The following is a 16,421-nucleotide window of genomic DNA, read 5'->3' as shown; positions in this document are numbered from 1 at the left end:
TTAGTTTGCTTCTAAATAGTCAGAGTAAATCACTTTTTTTCTTTCATCGTGATTTATTAAAGCTCCCATATCAATTAATAACTCTGTATTATTAATTTCTTCCTTTTCTAATAATTCTAAAACAGAATTTTCTTTAGCTGTATTATGCCAAGGTGAATTTTTTCGATGTGTGTAATAAACTAAATCTTTAGCAGATTTGTCCCCGAATTTTTCAACAACAAAATCTAATAAATCAATATCATTATCAGAAAATTCATCGTAATTAAAATCAATAATAGGTTTAATTACGGTAACACCTTCTTCTGAAGTTCTTTCTATGTAATCTTTTAGTAAAGTTGTTTCTGAAGATAAGTCAATAAAAATCTCTTCTGAAACTGGACCAAATTTCCAAACTTTATATTTTAGATTAAAAAAAGGTATTCCACTTTTCTTAATTGATAGTTCATCTAAAATGTATATTAATTTTAAAGCTTTAGTTTTGGATAACTCTCCAATCTTTTCTGAAAGATAGATAATTGAATTTCCGACCTTAACTATTTGATTTTCAGATAATCTTATGTAAGACATTTTTTCCACATTGCAAAAATACAAAAAATAAAATTGTAAACAATCTGTTGAAAACTATATTTATTTGTCACTCATATCACAGCCAACGAGTTATATAACAACCCGCTTTGCGAAGTTTCAAACTTCAAATATTTACCCAATATGATAAAGAATCTACATCTTACTTAAAAAAAAGCTTCATTATATCTATATTATTTTATTCTATTAATGAGTATGCTTCGAAGTTACAAACTTCGAAGAGCCGGTCTTACAGAACACATGAAATGAACGCTTAGTTATTGAACTTACAAGTTATTACCCAACGTTATTTATTAAATCATCTAGAGAATATTTTTTAATTTCTTTTCTTTTAGTTTTAGATAATTCATAAAGTTTGTTTTTGTTTTGAATATCTAACCAAAGCATTGGGTCGTTTCCAAAAATAGTTCCAAAGACAAGCGCTAATTCGTGATTTAATGAACGTTCACCTTTTATCAGTTTACTTAAGTTTGATGGTTTTACTCCTATGTAATGAGCAAACTTATTTTGTCTGATTTCAAAAGCATTTAAATAGGCTTTAAGGAAGTCTCCAACTAATTTAGAGTGTTTGTCTTTAGAATTTAAATAATCTTCCATTTTGAATTTAAGAGCCATTAGTTCTATCATTTTTTTTCGTTCGCTCGAGCGTTCTTTCGATTTGTTTAAAAGAATAGCTTGAAATTCATTAAATTCTCTAGTTCCAACATCCATTTTGTTTGTTAAAACTTGTTCTTTATTTTTATTAATTTCTTGTTTGTTCATAATTCTTAGGCTTTTAGTATAAATACTTTTGTATTAATTTTAATCCAACTGAATCTTCTATATACATTCTTTGACCAAGAGCTTGTATTGCTCCATACCTTTTCTTGTACCACTCAATTAAGCTAGTTTTAGAAGTAAAGGTTAAGAATCCTTTATAATTACCTTCAATTTTAAAACTTTCTCTACAAGCAAAGGCAATTAAACAACCAGCTACATAATCAAATTTTTTATTTGAAGAACCAAAATTATGAGGCGCAATTTCAATTACATCCATAATTAGCATATCATTTTCAATTCTTAATTGTAAAACACCTTCAACACTTTGAGTACTATTCTTTAATCTTAATATATAGGTTTTAGTGTTTTTCTCCTTAATCAGTTTATTCCAATCAAATTTCCAACCGTCTTTTTTTAATGGCATTTTTCCAGATGCAAGAACAATTTCGACTTCAATTAGTTTCTTGTTTCCTAAATCATAGATGTATGTCATTGCTAATTAATATATTATCTAACGACCAATATAATATAAAATTGTCATAAATGTATAATTAATTATATTTTAATTATCAAAATATGAAATTTATCGTGTAGTTTTTAATGTTGGGTAAAGTTGTTGTGTATGGTTAGTCGCGTGGTTAAGCAAGAGCCGAATTTTTTAATTTTCTTATTATCTTTTTTTCTCAATAAGCCAAATTAAAAAATTTGGCGTATTTGCAAATATGCCTTTAACTTCGATTGAGCAACTGATTAGCTATGAGCTATATACGTTGTTGGCAACTGGCCTTATTTACATTAAATCCTGTACTTTTTCTAAAATCATTGGGATATGAATGTCGATTCCCTTTTCTACAGCTTTTGTTGTCATTTTGCCTACCCAAGTCATAATCTTTTTTCCTAATTTAACTTTATCTTTTTCATTTGCAGTAATATCTTTTAAATCAGATAAATCTTCTTCTGGAACATTTAATTGCCTTAAATCAGAAAGTGTTTGTTCAACTTTTTGGTTATAAATATTATTAATGTTCTGTGTTAGATTGTCAGCAACTCCAATAGTAGAATTTGCATTGTCGCCATAAATATTATTATTAATAATTGTTCTGGCCGTTTCTTTATCTTCTTTTGTTGGGCGATAATCATCGTTTTTTAAGTCAGGAAACGCTCTATCAAGTTCAAGTAATGTATCTATCAATTTTTGTTTAGTTATGTTTAAGATATGCCTTGCTTGACTAAATTGCATTCTTCTTCTAATTCCAATTATTCTGTCGCTATAGTTATCTCGTAAAGAGGCTACTAAATTCATTGGTAATTCTTCATATCCATATTGTTCATCCGTGTTGCTAATTCCTTGCTCAATTACGGAAATACTTTGTTTCGCGTCCATTTTGTAAAGTTTTCCATTTAAATCTTTGTCCAAATTTGTTAAATCATATGGAATCATTCTTTTTTGTCCAAACGGGTCAACTATTACAGCAAAAATATCACAAGGCAAAACTCTATAATTCGGCAATTTGTCATCATTTGTATAAACCATTTAACTCCGTTGAAATCCACTTTTTAAAAGAATCATTTTCAATTTCAAACGCTATTATTTTAGCTCTTGTTAAAGCTTGAGTTAAATCAATTTCGTCATAGGTTAAATCCTTAATTAATTGTCATATCATAGTTTTTTAGCTTGTTGCCAACTCGTTACATAATTACCTTTATGTTTTATATCCCATAAATAAGTCAAGATATAATACCTTTTTTATCACTATCATCCCGCAAATATAAAAACAAATTATGTAATAAATTACACCATGCAACCGACATAAATACCCCTAAACGAATACCTCTCTCCCTATAGAACCAGTTTCCTCAGGCTTCAACTCATAAACAAAATCAGGTTTTATAAACTCTTCCTTTCTATGGGATACATAAATAATTGCGGTATCACTTTCCAAAGCAATTTTATTGACCAATTCAGAAAATAATTTAGCATCGGCATCGTCGAGTCCGTTTGTAGGTTCATCCAAAATAAGAAGTGGCGGATGCTTAACCATTGCTCTTGCAATCAACACCAAGCGTTTATGTCCGTTAGACAAAAACTGAAAGCTTTTGTCTTTAATATTGAGCATATTTAAAAGTGCTAACCACTCATGTGCAATACTAATTTGTCTATCGGTTGGGTATTTATAAAGTCCTATTGAATCTACAAACCCAGAGATAATCATACTTTCGATAGTATCTCTTCTTTTAAATCCTCGCAACATTTCAGAAGTATAAAACCCAATGTTCTTCTTGATGTCCCAAACGGTTTCGCCACTCCCCTTTTTTATACCAAATAAGGTCATGTCTGCCATATACCCTTTTGGGTTATCGCCAGAAATTAATGAAAGTATCGTACTTTTTCCCGAACCATTTGGCCCTATTAGCTGCCAAAACTCTCCCGGTTTTATTTCCCAAGAAATATTTTTGATAATGGGTTTGTCGCCATAACTCACAGAAACGTTATTGAGCTGTATCAAAGGGTTATGTATTTCCCTTTCTATGTTGTAGGGTTTTGGTAAATCATTAGTGAAGTAATTATTGGTATTTTTATCAGCGTCTTCTGTTGCAACAAACAATTTAGGTTTGCCATCTTCTAAAATAAAGACATCTTCTATAAACGCTAAAAGATCTCGTTTTCTAGTAGTTATTTGTATGATTAAAATGTGTTTGCTTAATTCGGTAAGTGTATCTTCTATTTTAGATTGCGCTTCTAAGTCCAGACCATCAAAAACATTATCCAAAACGATATATTCAGGATTGGACTGTAAAATATGATTCAGTAGTGCACGTTTGCGTTCGCCTTCAGATGAATTTTTAAGACTATTTCTTGTAGCTGTTTGAACATCAAAATGCCCATGACGTATTTCCTCCTCAATAAACGTATTCAGAATGAATTCAGAAAAAACAGCACCTTTTAAAGTATTTAAGTCTTCAAACCATTCCCCAGAAGTAATGCTGTTGATAAGTTCTTTTTTGTTGGTTGTATTAGAAATGTAAAATGCTTTATGCTTGGGCACAAGTAAAAAACTATAGATCTTTAGTATGGAAAGGCACTAAACCATCAATTGGTCTGCGTACAAAATTCCCAGTCTTAAACCCCATTTCTTCCGCAACTTCCTTAATTTCTTTTTGGGAAAAATAGGCTATGGAACCAGCAAAATGCACAGGAACAGTTTTTAGTTCTTCCTTAAACTGCATGATCATATTAGTTGCAAAGAGGCGAATTCCCTTTTTTATAAGGTTTGTAGTATATTCAGAATCCTTATGCAAGAACATAAACTCAGCAAAGTTTGCCAAATATGCATTTGGACTTGGTTGCTTGTATAAATTATATTTTATATAATCTGCCTCCATGTTATACTTGGCTCCAAAAGCTATTCTAACATTTTCTGGCATGTGACCAAAGTAATAATCCCTAATCAATTGCTTCCCATAATAATTACCTGAAGCATCATCCATTAATGTATATCCAAGTGATTTAACACGTTGGTGCAACCTTTCGCCATCATAATAACTACAGTTAGATCCTGTACCTAAAATACAAACCACAGCAGCTTCCTTTGGATGACTTATGGTCGCATAAACAGCTGCCAAAGTATCTTCATTAACTTCTATGTGAGCATTTGTAAATATTTGAGCAAGAACATCTTGCAATAATTCCCTAGCATTTTCCGTACCGCAACCAGCGCCATAGAAAAATACGTGCGTTACTTTATCCGCATTAGATTTTAATTCCTCACTCTTCATAATTGTTTTATGAAGTTTCCTTTCACTTAGAATTGCTGGATTCAAACCTTTGGTACGGATCTTATCCATTAATTTTTTTCCGTTACTATCTACTGCCAACCAATCTGATTTAGTAGAACCACTATCAACAATTAAAATCATAAGTAATAGAATTAAAAGGTTAATAACATCACGTAAATTCATAGAAAATACGAAATATTAAAAGATAAGATCCCGATTTTCATCGGGATTAGTGCAACTTACTATTTTGATGAAATCAAAATAGAGTTTTACTAAAAAATCCACAGCATTAATCATTTTGATTAATGCTGTGGAATATATAAACAATTATTTTAAAGCACCAATATGTTGTGCTAAATCTACCAATTTAGTTGAATAACCAAACTCATTATCATACCAAGATACTAATTTTACAAAACCATCATTTAATGCCATACTTGCGTTAGCATCGAATGTGCTTGTTTTTGGTTCTGAAACGAAATCTTGAGATACAACACCTTCTTCAGTATATCCTAAAACACCGTTTAATTCTCCTTCTGATGCTTCTTTTAAAGCAGCTTTAACTTCAGCCCAAGGCGCCGGTCTTTCTAAACGACATGTTAAATCTACAACAGATACATCAACAGTAGGGATTCTAAAAGCCATACCGGTTAATTTTCCGTTTAATTCAGGAATTACCTTTCCAACAGCTTTTGCTGCTCCAGTTGAAGCAGGCACAATGTTGTTTAAGGAAGCACGACCTAATCTGTAATCTTTTTTAGAAACACCATCAACAGTTGATTGTGTTGCCGTTGCCGCGTGAACTGTTGTCATTAAACCTTCAGCAATTCCGAATTTATCGTTAATTACTTTAGCTAATGGCGCTAAACAGTTAGTAGTACAAGATGCATTAGACACAATAGTATTGGCAGCTGTAATTTCTTTATGGTTTACACCCATTACAAACATTGGTGCATCGGCAGATGGTGCAGAAATTGCAACTTTCTTAGCTCCAGCCTTAATGTGTTTACCAGCACCCTCCAAGTTTGTAAAAATTCCAGTACAGTCTAAAACAACATCTGCTCCAACAGCATCCCATTTTAAATCTTCTGGGTTACGTTCTGCAGTTACTCTTATTGTATTTCCGTTTACAACTAAGTTTCCATCTTTTGTAGAAATAGTGCCTTCAAACTGTCCGTGAACAGAATCGAACTTTAATAAGTAAGCTAAATGATCTACATCCAATAAATCATTAATTCCTACTACTTCTATATCTGGTCTTCCTGCAGCTACTCTAAAAGCAATTCTACCTATTCTACCAAATCCGTTAATTCCAATTTTTAATTTTGACATAATCGTGTTTATTAATGTTAAGTGCTCATAATATCTGAGACACGCAATAATTCTAAATTTATTTTTGATTTACCTTTTATGGCTTTATCTAATGGTGTTAATTCCATTTTGTTATTTAATAAACCAACCATATAATTGGTTTTTCCTTCCAATAAGGATTCAACAGCCTTTACACCCATTCTACTTGCTAGAACGCGATCAAAGCATGATGGCGATCCGCCCCGTTGCATGTGTCCCAAAACAGACACCCTAACATCGTAGCCTTCCATATTTTCATCTACAAAATCCTTAAGTTCAAAAATATTTTTACCTATTTTATCACCTTCGGCTACCACAACAATACTGGATGATTTTCCAGATTTTCTACTGCGCCTTAAAGATTCTACCAGTCTATCCAATCCTAAATCTTCCTCTGGTATTAAAATCTCCTCTGCTCCACCAGCAATACCGACGTTTAAGGCAATATGCCCAACATCACGTCCCATAACTTCTATAAAAAACAATCTATTATGCGAACTTGCGGTATCTCGAATTTTATCTATAGCTTCTACAACTGTATTTTGTGCAGTATCGAAACCTAAAGTATGTGATGTCCCAAAGATATCATTATCTATGGTACCAGGAATTCCAATGATAGGAAAATCGAATTCTTCGTTAAAAATCATGGCTCCAGTAAAAGTTCCATCACCTCCAATGGCAACCATGGCGTCTATTTCTGCTTTATTTAAATGATCGAATGCTTTTTGTCGTCCTTCTACAGTACGAAACTCTTTGGACCGAGCAGATTTTAATATAGTACCTCCTTTATTAATGATGCTTTTAACACTTCTGGCATCCATGGGTACAAAATCGCCTTCCATCAAGCCCTCATAGCCTCTATAAATTCCAAAACATTCTATGTTGTAATATGCACATGTTCTAACAACGGATCTAACAGCGGCATTCATTCCAGGAGAATCTCCTCCAGATGTAAAAACACCTATTTTCTTAATTTTTGTTGACATTAAATCTTTTAATTTCGACGTAAAATTACTAAACAAAAACCATATTTCGATAACATAAACCATATTTTAATACGATATCGAAACTATAACGTTTTAGTTAACAGTTATGAAGGACTTGTTAATGAAATTGGTAGATGAAGATGACTTCTAATTCTCGCTTTTTGAGGATTTTACTGAAATAAAATCTGGTAGGGACTCTTCGGTTTCTTCTTTTGTTTCAGGTTCAATAACTTTTTCTGGGGCTTCCTTTTTCTTGAATAAACTTCGAATTAATTCTTGAAACGTATCAAAATCTACATTATATGATAAACCAACACCTTGGGTGTAACTTATATTGTCGCCAAAATTACGAATGCTATTCTCTCTATTAAATACTTTGGCTGTTAGTGTGCCTTCATCATTTAATAAAAAGTTAATTTCTAAATCTCCTGCAACAACCGTTTGGGTTTCTCCCGCACCGCCTACTGGCACACCTACTTTGCCATTAAAAAACACACGATTGTTTAACTGCGTTTGAAACGTTAAACCTACCCTATCATCGGTTTGATAATCTGGTCTGTTTTGTCCCGCTTCGTAATAGGGATTCAAATTGAATTTTCCATTTTCACTAGAAAAAATACCGTTAACAATCCCGTTTAACCGTTCTGCAATGGTTCCAGAGAAATTTAAATCATTTAACCCTCTTGAAAACGAGCCTGTTGAGATTAAATACAAGGCTTGATTTTGCCTATCATCTGTTGATTCTAATCGATAATTTAACTCTGACTTTATAGTTGAATTAACATTTGGGAACTCAAATTCATAAATAGGATCTGGATGCTCCAGGTCTCCTGTTAAAGTAATATTAAGTTCAACCGGAATGCTTCTATTTATGGGATTATCCAATAAAGGCGATGGATTTGCTTGAGTTACATATGTTGCCAAAATATTTATTTGAGCTTTTAAAGGATCGCCTTCCCAAGCAATAGTACCACCTGGCTGTACGATAAACTCTTTTTGAATTAAGCCACCGTAAGCAAAATTGTAAACCCCTTCAAACACCGAGAAATCTCCCCACATATCAAATTTTCCATTCGTATTGATCTCAACTAACAAACCACCTACACCGCGACCTTTTAAAGCATGTCCTGTTTCCTTATTTATAATAATTTCTACCTCAGCATCTTGGGTAACGTCTAAATCAAAATCCAACTCCAATCCTTTTATTTCCTCAAACACAAAAGCTTCGCCATTTTTTCTTGCCAGTTTTTCTTCTGGAGTGATAAAGTGAATGAATGAATTATCACCAAAAGACTCTGTATCATTCAAAGGAATTTTAAAAACCGTTCCCCGTTTTGTTTCGCCAACCACACTAATAACCAACTCTTCGGTTGGGCCGTAAATATTTGCTGTTCCGCCAACAAAGCCAGTACCGTAATACAAAGCTTCTTCGGTTTCTTTAGTATCAAGCACCAATAAACGCCTTGTTGTGATCCCTAAATCTAAACTCCAAACGGATAAATTAATATGGCTCAATTTACCATTCAACTTCCCTTTAGTATTATGTTTTGTATCGGTTAACTCTATATTTTTAAAAATAAAACTTTGGTTTTCTAAACCCACCTGAGCCCGATCATTAAATTGGTAATCTACATTTAAGAAAGGAATGGTAAACCCTGATCTATCTAATCGTAAGTCGCCATTAATCTCTGGCTTGTTTACGCTGCCAACTACGTTTGCTTTTCCCGTAACTTCTCCTCTAATATTTGACAAAACATCTACCAGTAAAGGATTTAATGGAATAAGGTTAAATTTATCAAACGTTACATCTACATCCATATTAGCATTCTTTCCGCTCACGCTAATATCACCAATCGCCTTGAACGACTTTTCAATATCATTATCAATACTTACATCTACTTTGTAATTTGTTAAATCTTCATTTCCAACAATGTTCGCCCTAAAATCTCCTAACAGAAACTTATTCACTCTAAAATCGCTAACTACAATGCTAGAATTTGGTAAATAGCTCCCGTTTTTCTGAAGAATGTCCAACTTACCATTTACATTTCCTGTGAGCAATAAACTATCAACATCTGGTGTGATTTTAGAAAGCCGTACATTTTTGAAATTCAGTTTTAAATCTTTTTCGGTAGAATCTTTTAAGAACCCTGAAAGCCGTACTTCCTCTTTACCGTGATTTATTTTTAATCTGTCAATATTGATATAACTCAAATCTTTACTGAAAGCTATCTTATTGAATTTATCATCATCGCCATTAATAAACCATTTGAAATTTTTAACGGTTACATCGGATGTTTTAAAACCTACAACAGAATTATTATCCTTATTAATGGTATGGTAAAAACTGAGATTGAATTTATCGTTATTTCGTTTTCCTCCAGTAAATTCTGAACGCATAAAAAGCGTATCGTTTACAGTAACATTAATTAAATTGAATTTTGAGGTGTTGTAATATTTCGTGTTAATACTATCTACTTCCACATAGGTATTAAAAACAGGATTGTTATTATCTACCTGGATCTCTACGTTTTTTGCAAAATTATCCAACAGTTTTATTTGCGGCGATTTAAAGGTCAACCTGAATTTTTGGGCATCACTCTCTACCCTACCACGTACAAATGTGTTTTTACCCAATTCTATCTTAGGATAAAAAACCTCTATTATTTTATTATAAATTTTAAAATTGAAGTTTATTTTCTGGTTATCGGCAACTTTATTCGGAATGTAATTCGTATAAATGTTTCCCAAAGAGTTTTCAATAAGCTTTATCAAATCGTTTATTACAAACTCGCCACTAATCCCACCTTCTATAATTTCGGGAGAATCTATTTCTATAAATCGAGTTTTGCCCTCAAAACGTGATGCTATCTTAAACCTTTTGAAATTATAAGTGTCATTTTCATTTTTATAGGAGGTGTTTCTAAACGTAATTCTACCATAGGCATCATCCAAATTGCTGCTATTCATATTCATATTAACAGTACTTCTAAAAATTGAAATACTGTCTTTTTTCACAAAATTCAATGCATTTAAATTGGCATAATCCACCTTTGCTTCAAAATCATATTTATTTATTGCTCCAGAATAATCCAGCAAACCATTAAAATTTAGCTGTAGGTTTCTATCATTCACTATTAAAATACCATCAAAAATGCCGTTCTTGATTTTTCCTGACACTTTGGTTTTCTGATAGTTATAGGCATTGTAAACAATTTGAAATACATCGCCTGTAACTTCCGTATCAATAGTTTTAGCAACAAAACCGCGTCCGTTAACATCAATGTTTGCAGATACAGTACCTACTTTTGGGTCTTCAAGAAAAGTACCCAAATCAAATTCTTTTAGGATGAGTTTTCCATTATATTTGGCATTATCAATATCGTTTACTTCTGTGATGCTCAAATCTGAATCTATAAAACCCAAATCGGTATCAATCGTAATGTCTGCCTTTACTTTTGAAGCGGTAATTTGAGAATTTCCCTTTATTCGAAACTTCCCTAATCTATCAAAGGAAGAAGGTATAGATGCACCCAAAACATTTGGCAATAAAGCCTTTAAATCTCGGTAAGTTGATGTAAGGTTGCTAAATCTACCATGCATCGAAAAATCGTCAGTTGCTTTACTAAACAGGTTTTTAAAATCTAAATCGCCATAAACTTTTGTGTTGGTACTGGTGGTAAGTTGTAAGTTTTCGGCATGTAAATCATTCAATGTTCCTGAAAGATTGACGTTGAATTTAGTATGTTGATGTTGTCCAAATTCGTTATAAAACGTATTCAATTCATTCAAAAGCACATTAGACTCTTTAAATGAAGCTTCAATTTTTACTTTATCTACAAAAAAACGTAAATCTTCCCTTTTGTATAGAAATTTTAAATCGCCCTTTAAAATAGAATTTTCTGTTTTAAGCTGTAGCTTGTCAAAAATCATATGAGACCGCGTGTAAACAAAATTGGTCATCATATTCTTTACAGTTACACCTCTGGTATCTACAAAAGAAAGCGTATTGATTCTTGTACTAACATCACTCCCATTAATTAAAAAATTAGTGGCATTGATATTTAAATCATAAAACTCAAGAACTTTTGTGGTTTCTCTATTTTCGTCCAGTAATCTAAAAATTCCGTTATAAATAGAAACATCACTAGAAGACAACAAGAAACTGCTACCGCCCTTGGTAGGGTTATCGCCCTCTAATTTTTCTACGAAAATATCAAGATTTGTTTCATCGTAACCTTTATAGGTTTTTATATTGAACACCAAATCCATGATATCAATATCCCCAAACACCAATTGTCCGTTAATTAAATTGGGAAAACTCAATATTGAAGTGTTTAATTCTTTAATACTTATAAGTGTATCTTGTTTAAAATCTTCGATGTAAATATTTTTAAGCTCCACATCACCATTAAACTGCAATCCTACTCTTTCAATATTAATGTTGGTCTTAAAATCTTCGTTAAGGCGCTTGGTTACAGATTTACCAAGACTGGTTTGTACTGCTGGAATGGAAAGCATTAGTACCAAAATAACAAACAGCAGCAAAAGGATAGCTACAATTTTTAATAGTATTTTGAGTACTCTTTTGATAATTTCTAAATATTAAAATTGGTTTGAATAAACACAAAAACTTCCACTACTTAGAAACTAAATAATGCCTAGTTTTGTATTTACGAATTTCTTTAAGGAAACAGCTGTTTACTTGTTTCCAAAATTAACAATTATTGTGCCTAATATTAACTAATGGCTGAACAAAATATTTTTATCCTTGGAATTGAGTCTTCATGCGATGACACCTCTGCTTCTGTGATACACAACGGTAAAATTTTAAGCAATGTTGTGGCAAGTCAAAAAATACATGGCGACTACGGCGGTGTAGTACCCGAATTGGCGTCTAGAGCGCACCAACAAAATATAGTTCCAGTAGTGCACCAAGCTATAGAAAAAGCAGGGATTACTAAAGCACAATTGCATGCCGTAGCTTTTACAAGAGGCCCTGGATTAATGGGGAGTTTGTTGGTAGGCACATCATTCGCGAAATCTTTGGCATATGGTTTAAATATTCCTTTGATTGATGTGAACCACATGCAAGCGCATATTTTGGCTCATTTCATTGAAGAAGACGGATTTAACAAACCACCTTTTCCTTTTTTAGCGATGACTATTTCTGGCGGACATACCCAAATTGTTAGGGTGGATAATTATTTTGAAATGAAAGTTATAGGCGAAACCATAGATGATGCTGTTGGAGAGGCCTTTGATAAAAGCGGAAAAATTTTAGGTCTCGGTTATCCCGCAGGACCTGAAATTGACAAACGTGCAAGATTGGGAAATCCAAAAGCGTTTCCTTTTACGAGACCACGGGTTGATGGTTTAAACTTTAGTTTTTCTGGTTTAAAAACAGCCATTCTTTATTTTATTCAAAAGGAAGTAAAAACGAATCCTAATTTTATAGCAGAACATTTAAATGACATTTGCGCATCTATTCAATATACAATCATTGGTATTTTAATTGAAAAATTGAAGAAAGCATCTAAGGAAACCGGCATTATGCATATTGCTATTGGTGGTGGTGTTTCGGCAAATTCTGGGATTAGACAAGCGCTGAAGGATGGCGAACAAAAATTTGGATGGACAACTTACATCCCAAAATTTGAATACACTACCGATAATGCTGCTATGATAGCTATTGTTGGATATTTAAAGTATTTAGAAGGCGATTTTGCGAAACAGGATGTGATGGCCTCAGCTAGATTGAAGATTTAGGTTATGAGATTTAATAAACCTCATATTTGGTTTTGGATATCAGCTATTATAATTTTTATTATTAGTTTGTTTTATTCCAATTCTGAGAAAGTTATCGATATAAATGTTCACGATACGTATTTTGTGATAGCACACTATCATGCTCTTAGATTATTGTCATTAGTGTTATTTTTTATTGGTTTTATTTCTTTTTTACTTTCTAAAATAATTAAACGATTTGGAAAATGAATTAACCATTTTACTTTTTGAAGCCATTTTTTATGGGTTTTGTTTTACTTCGTTCGGGTGTTATTTCTTGAACTTATTAAAATCTGAAGAAACTAAACATTTACTTATTTTTTTATCCACTCTTAATCTTTCATTCATAGAGTGCAAACTCATACCCAACAGTTTCCCTCCTAACAAAGAGGTATTAAGAGAGGTGTGAGTCAAAATATCAAAACGTCGAAATAAGTTGTAAACAACAAATTCTTAAAAACTTATTCCATTCTGAAATTTATCCTACACTTTAAAAATTAAATTTGAAAAAATTTAAAATAAACACCATGAAAAAACACCTACTTACCTACATTTTCCTTTTAACCTCTACACTTGTAGTCGCTCAAAATAATACAGAAGAAGCTTTAACGTCTATTGAAACCCAAGAACAAGCAAAACAATTCATTGAAGACAAATATGCTTTTAATAGTAAAATATTCACTTTTAATGAAGAAAAACATAAAACACAATTAGCGAAAACTTTGTTTAAACTTGAAAAAGGAAACGTAAAATCGGTTACTACTGAATACGATAAAACCTTATATAAGATTCTAGAAAAGAATAGCACACCCTATTACAGAGTCTCTTATATTTATTTAGATGGTTCTAAATATACTTCGGAGAGCATCAATGAACTTCGAGAGAATTTAATAAAAAAGTACAACAACGGCACACCTTTTAATGCCTTGGCGAATCAATACTCCATGGATGACAATGCAAAAAGAGGCGGAGATACTGGCTGGTTTGTTGCAGGCCATATGTATCCAGATTTAGAAAATGCCGTAGTTTCAGAACAACATGCATTAGATGATATGTACACAATAGATATTCCTTTAAAAAAGGCGTATTATTTAGTGCTTCAAACTTTTGAACCTAAAGAAATTTCAGAAATAAAAGTTTTAAAAATTGTTGAACCTGTAGAATAATGCAGCTTTTTTACAGCCAAGATATTAATCAAGATTCTAGCGATTTTTCTTTTTCAAGAGAAGAAAGCAAACATATCGTTAAAGTATTGCGTAAATCTATTGGCGACGAATTGCATATTACCAATGGTAAAGGATGGTTGTTTACTGCCAAAATTTCGTTTATAAGTAACAACAAATGTACTGCGGGTATTATTTCGAAAGTAAAACACCCCAAAAAAGATTATAAGTTGCATTTGGCAGTCGCTCCAACAAAAATGAACGACCGCTACGAATGGTTTCTAGAAAAGGCTACCGAAATTGGGATTGACAGCATCACTCCTATTATCTGCGATCATAACGAGCGTAAAGTGATTAAACCAGAGCGTTTTGAACGTATTTTGCAATCGGCCATGAAACAATCTTTATCGTGTTATTTACCCAAATTAAATGATGCTATTAGCCTTAAAGAGTTTGTAAACCAAGATTTTAACGGACAATCATTCATCGCACATTGCGAAGACACCGATAGAAAATCTCTAAAATCAGAGATTCGACCAAAAACAGATATTACTATTTTAATAGGGCCCGAAGGCGATTTTAGTTTAAGTGAAATTGAAATGGCTCTCGAAAACAAATTTATTCCTGTAACTTTGGGAAACACAAGATTACGCACCGAAACTGCTGCTATTGTTGCATGCCATTCGGTAGCGCTTACAAATGAAATCTAAAATGGGCAGAAAATTATTGTTTATGAAATCGGTTTTATCTCTTTTCTTTTTTCTCTTTTCTATCGTCCTGTTCTCTCAAGAATTAGCCGTTTTAAAATACAAAGGGGGTGGCGATTGGTATGGCAATCCAACATCCTTACCTAATCTGATAGAATTTTGTAATAAAAACATCAAAACAAAAATAAAGCCTAAACCCCAAACCGTTGAAACGGGAAGTCCTGAACTATTTCAGTTTCCTTTAGTGCATATGACGGGACATGGCAATGTGTTTTTTAGTGAAGAAGATGCTGAAAACTTGAGAAACTACTTAATCTCTGGGGGTTTTCTGCATATAGACGATAACTATGGTCTCGAGGAATTTTTAAAAAAAGAACTTAAAAAAGTATTTCCAAATAAGGATTTGGTTGAAATTCCAAAAAACCATGCTATATTTAATATCGCCTATAAATTCCCTAACGGGTTACCAAAAATTCATGAACATGATGGTAAACGTCCTCAAGCATTCGGTATTTTCCATGAAGATAGACTGGTATTGCTTTTTACTCTTGAAAGCGATTTAGGCGACGGTTGGGAAGATCCAGAAGTACACAACGATCCCGAAGATGTTAGGGAAAAGGCGCTTAAAATGGGTGCTAATATTGTGAAGTATGCTTTTGAGAATTGAAAAGCCCCCTAACCCCCATAGGGGGAATGCCTACTCAACTGCTAACTTCCAACTTCCAACTTCCAACTTCCAACTAATTTATGCAACTCACTCACTACAACACTAATTTTCAATCAAAAACATTTCCAATTATGTTGGTTTGCGATAACGTTACAAACGCTCCAAACATTGGGAGTTTATTTAGAATTGCTGATGCTTTTGGTGTTGAAAAACTAATTCTTTGTGGCAATAATATCACTTTTGGCAGAAAAATGACAAAAACATCCAGAGCTACCGAAAAGGTCGTTAATTTTCAGATAGAAAAATCTGCTTTAGAAGTTGTAAAACAATTTAAAAGTGATGATTATCAAATTATTTCACTTGAAATAACTGAAACTAGTAAACCCATTCACAAATTCAAATTTTCAAAAGAAAAACCAATTGTATTAGTTATCGGCGATGAAAATTTTGGGGTTTCAGACGCTATTTTAGAAGCATCAGACGCTATCATTCATATTGATATGTTTGGCCAGAATAGCAGTATGAACGTTGTGCAAGCAACTAATATTGTACTTTACGAAATTACTAAGCAACTAATGTAGCATTTAGCTGCAGACCTGTCAGGATTTTAAAACCTGACAGGTCTCAAAAAATTTCCAAT

General features: G+C 32.6%; 15 protein-coding genes. 5 read left to right on the top strand and 10 right to left on the bottom strand.

Translation table 11 applies throughout. From position 1 onward, the window contains the following. The 10 genes from ABXQ82_RS02770 to ABXQ82_RS02725 form a co-directional block, all read right to left on the bottom strand. Positions 1–567 carry a Panacea domain-containing protein gene (locus ABXQ82_RS02770; protein WP_367054516.1) on the bottom strand — a complete coding sequence of 189 codons (567 nt, stop codon included), beginning with the start codon at positions 565–567 and terminating at the stop codon, positions 1–3. Between the two features lie 294 nt (positions 568–861). Next, complete coding sequence (locus tag ABXQ82_RS02765) at positions 862–1,347, bottom strand: hypothetical protein (protein WP_367054513.1); 486 nt, start codon at positions 1,345–1,347, stop codon at positions 862–864. 13 nt (positions 1,348–1,360) lie between these two features. Next, positions 1,361–1,837, bottom strand: a complete 477-nt coding sequence (locus ABXQ82_RS02760) for a hypothetical protein (RefSeq protein ID WP_367054511.1) — start codon at positions 1,835–1,837, stop codon at positions 1,361–1,363. Positions 1,838–2,134: 297 nt separating this feature from the next. Further along, positions 2,135–2,878 (bottom strand): hypothetical protein, encoded by a 744-nt coding sequence (locus ABXQ82_RS02755; RefSeq protein ID WP_367054509.1) that lies wholly within the window; start codon positions 2,876–2,878, stop codon positions 2,135–2,137. Beyond that, on the bottom strand, positions 2,862–2,969 hold the full coding sequence (locus ABXQ82_RS02750; protein WP_367055044.1) for a hypothetical protein: 108 nt from the start codon (positions 2,967–2,969) through the stop codon (positions 2,862–2,864). The genes ABXQ82_RS02755 and ABXQ82_RS02750 overlap by 17 nt, the downstream gene beginning before the upstream one ends. 195 nt (positions 2,970–3,164) lie before the next feature. Then, the gene (locus tag ABXQ82_RS02745; protein ID WP_367054506.1) at positions 3,165–4,391 is read right to left on the bottom strand and encodes an ATP-binding cassette domain-containing protein; all 1,227 of its coding nucleotides are present in this window, start codon (positions 4,389–4,391) and stop codon (positions 3,165–3,167) included. Between the two features lie 10 nt (positions 4,392–4,401). Continuing rightward, positions 4,402–5,262 carry an N-acetylglucosamine kinase gene (locus ABXQ82_RS02740; protein WP_367054504.1) on the bottom strand — a complete coding sequence of 287 codons (861 nt, stop codon included), beginning with the start codon at positions 5,260–5,262 and terminating at the stop codon, positions 4,402–4,404. A 186-nt stretch (positions 5,263–5,448) separates the two neighbouring features. Next, entirely contained in the window at positions 5,449–6,453 is a 1,005-nt protein-coding gene (gap, locus tag ABXQ82_RS02735; RefSeq protein ID WP_367054502.1) for a type I glyceraldehyde-3-phosphate dehydrogenase, read from the bottom strand. A gap of 17 nt (positions 6,454–6,470) precedes the next feature. Next, on the bottom strand, positions 6,471–7,457 hold the full coding sequence (gene pfkA, locus ABXQ82_RS02730) for a 6-phosphofructokinase (protein ID WP_367054499.1): 987 nt from the start codon (positions 7,455–7,457) through the stop codon (positions 6,471–6,473). 147 nt (positions 7,458–7,604) lie between these two features. Then, positions 7,605–11,978, bottom strand: coding sequence for a translocation/assembly module TamB domain-containing protein (locus ABXQ82_RS02725; RefSeq protein ID WP_367054497.1), 4,374 nt, complete (start codon positions 11,976–11,978; stop codon positions 7,605–7,607). 225 nt (positions 11,979–12,203) lie between these two features. Here ABXQ82_RS02725 and tsaD point away from each other — a divergent pair, with 225 nt between their 5' ends. The 5 genes from tsaD (at position 12,204) to ABXQ82_RS02700 (ending at position 16,362) form a co-directional block, all read left to right on the top strand. Further along, positions 12,204–13,226 carry a tRNA (adenosine(37)-N6)-threonylcarbamoyltransferase complex transferase subunit TsaD gene (gene tsaD, locus ABXQ82_RS02720; protein WP_367054494.1) on the top strand — a complete coding sequence of 341 codons (1,023 nt, stop codon included), beginning with the start codon at positions 12,204–12,206 and terminating at the stop codon, positions 13,224–13,226. Between the two features lie 545 nt (positions 13,227–13,771). After that, positions 13,772–14,410 carry a peptidylprolyl isomerase gene (locus ABXQ82_RS02715; RefSeq protein ID WP_367054491.1) on the top strand — a complete coding sequence of 213 codons (639 nt, stop codon included), beginning with the start codon at positions 13,772–13,774 and terminating at the stop codon, positions 14,408–14,410. Beyond that, complete coding sequence (locus tag ABXQ82_RS02710; protein ID WP_367054489.1) at positions 14,410–15,117, top strand: 16S rRNA (uracil(1498)-N(3))-methyltransferase; 708 nt, start codon at positions 14,410–14,412, stop codon at positions 15,115–15,117. The genes ABXQ82_RS02715 and ABXQ82_RS02710 overlap by 1 nt, the downstream gene beginning before the upstream one ends. 22 nt (positions 15,118–15,139) lie before the next feature. Continuing rightward, on the top strand, positions 15,140–15,781 hold the full coding sequence (locus ABXQ82_RS02705) for a DUF4159 domain-containing protein (RefSeq protein ID WP_367054487.1): 642 nt from the start codon (positions 15,140–15,142) through the stop codon (positions 15,779–15,781). An 80-nt stretch (positions 15,782–15,861) separates the two neighbouring features. Beyond that, positions 15,862–16,362: a TrmH family RNA methyltransferase gene (locus tag ABXQ82_RS02700; protein ID WP_367054484.1), complete on the top strand. Its 501-nt coding sequence runs from the start codon at positions 15,862–15,864 to the stop codon at positions 16,360–16,362. Positions 16,363–16,421 lie beyond the last annotated feature (59 nt).

The organism is Algibacter sp. 2305UL17-15, assembly GCF_040720935.1.
In the GTDB taxonomy this organism is placed as follows: Bacteria; Bacteroidota; Bacteroidia; order Flavobacteriales; family Flavobacteriaceae; genus Jejuia.
This window is presented reverse-complemented; position numbering and strand designations above follow the sequence as displayed.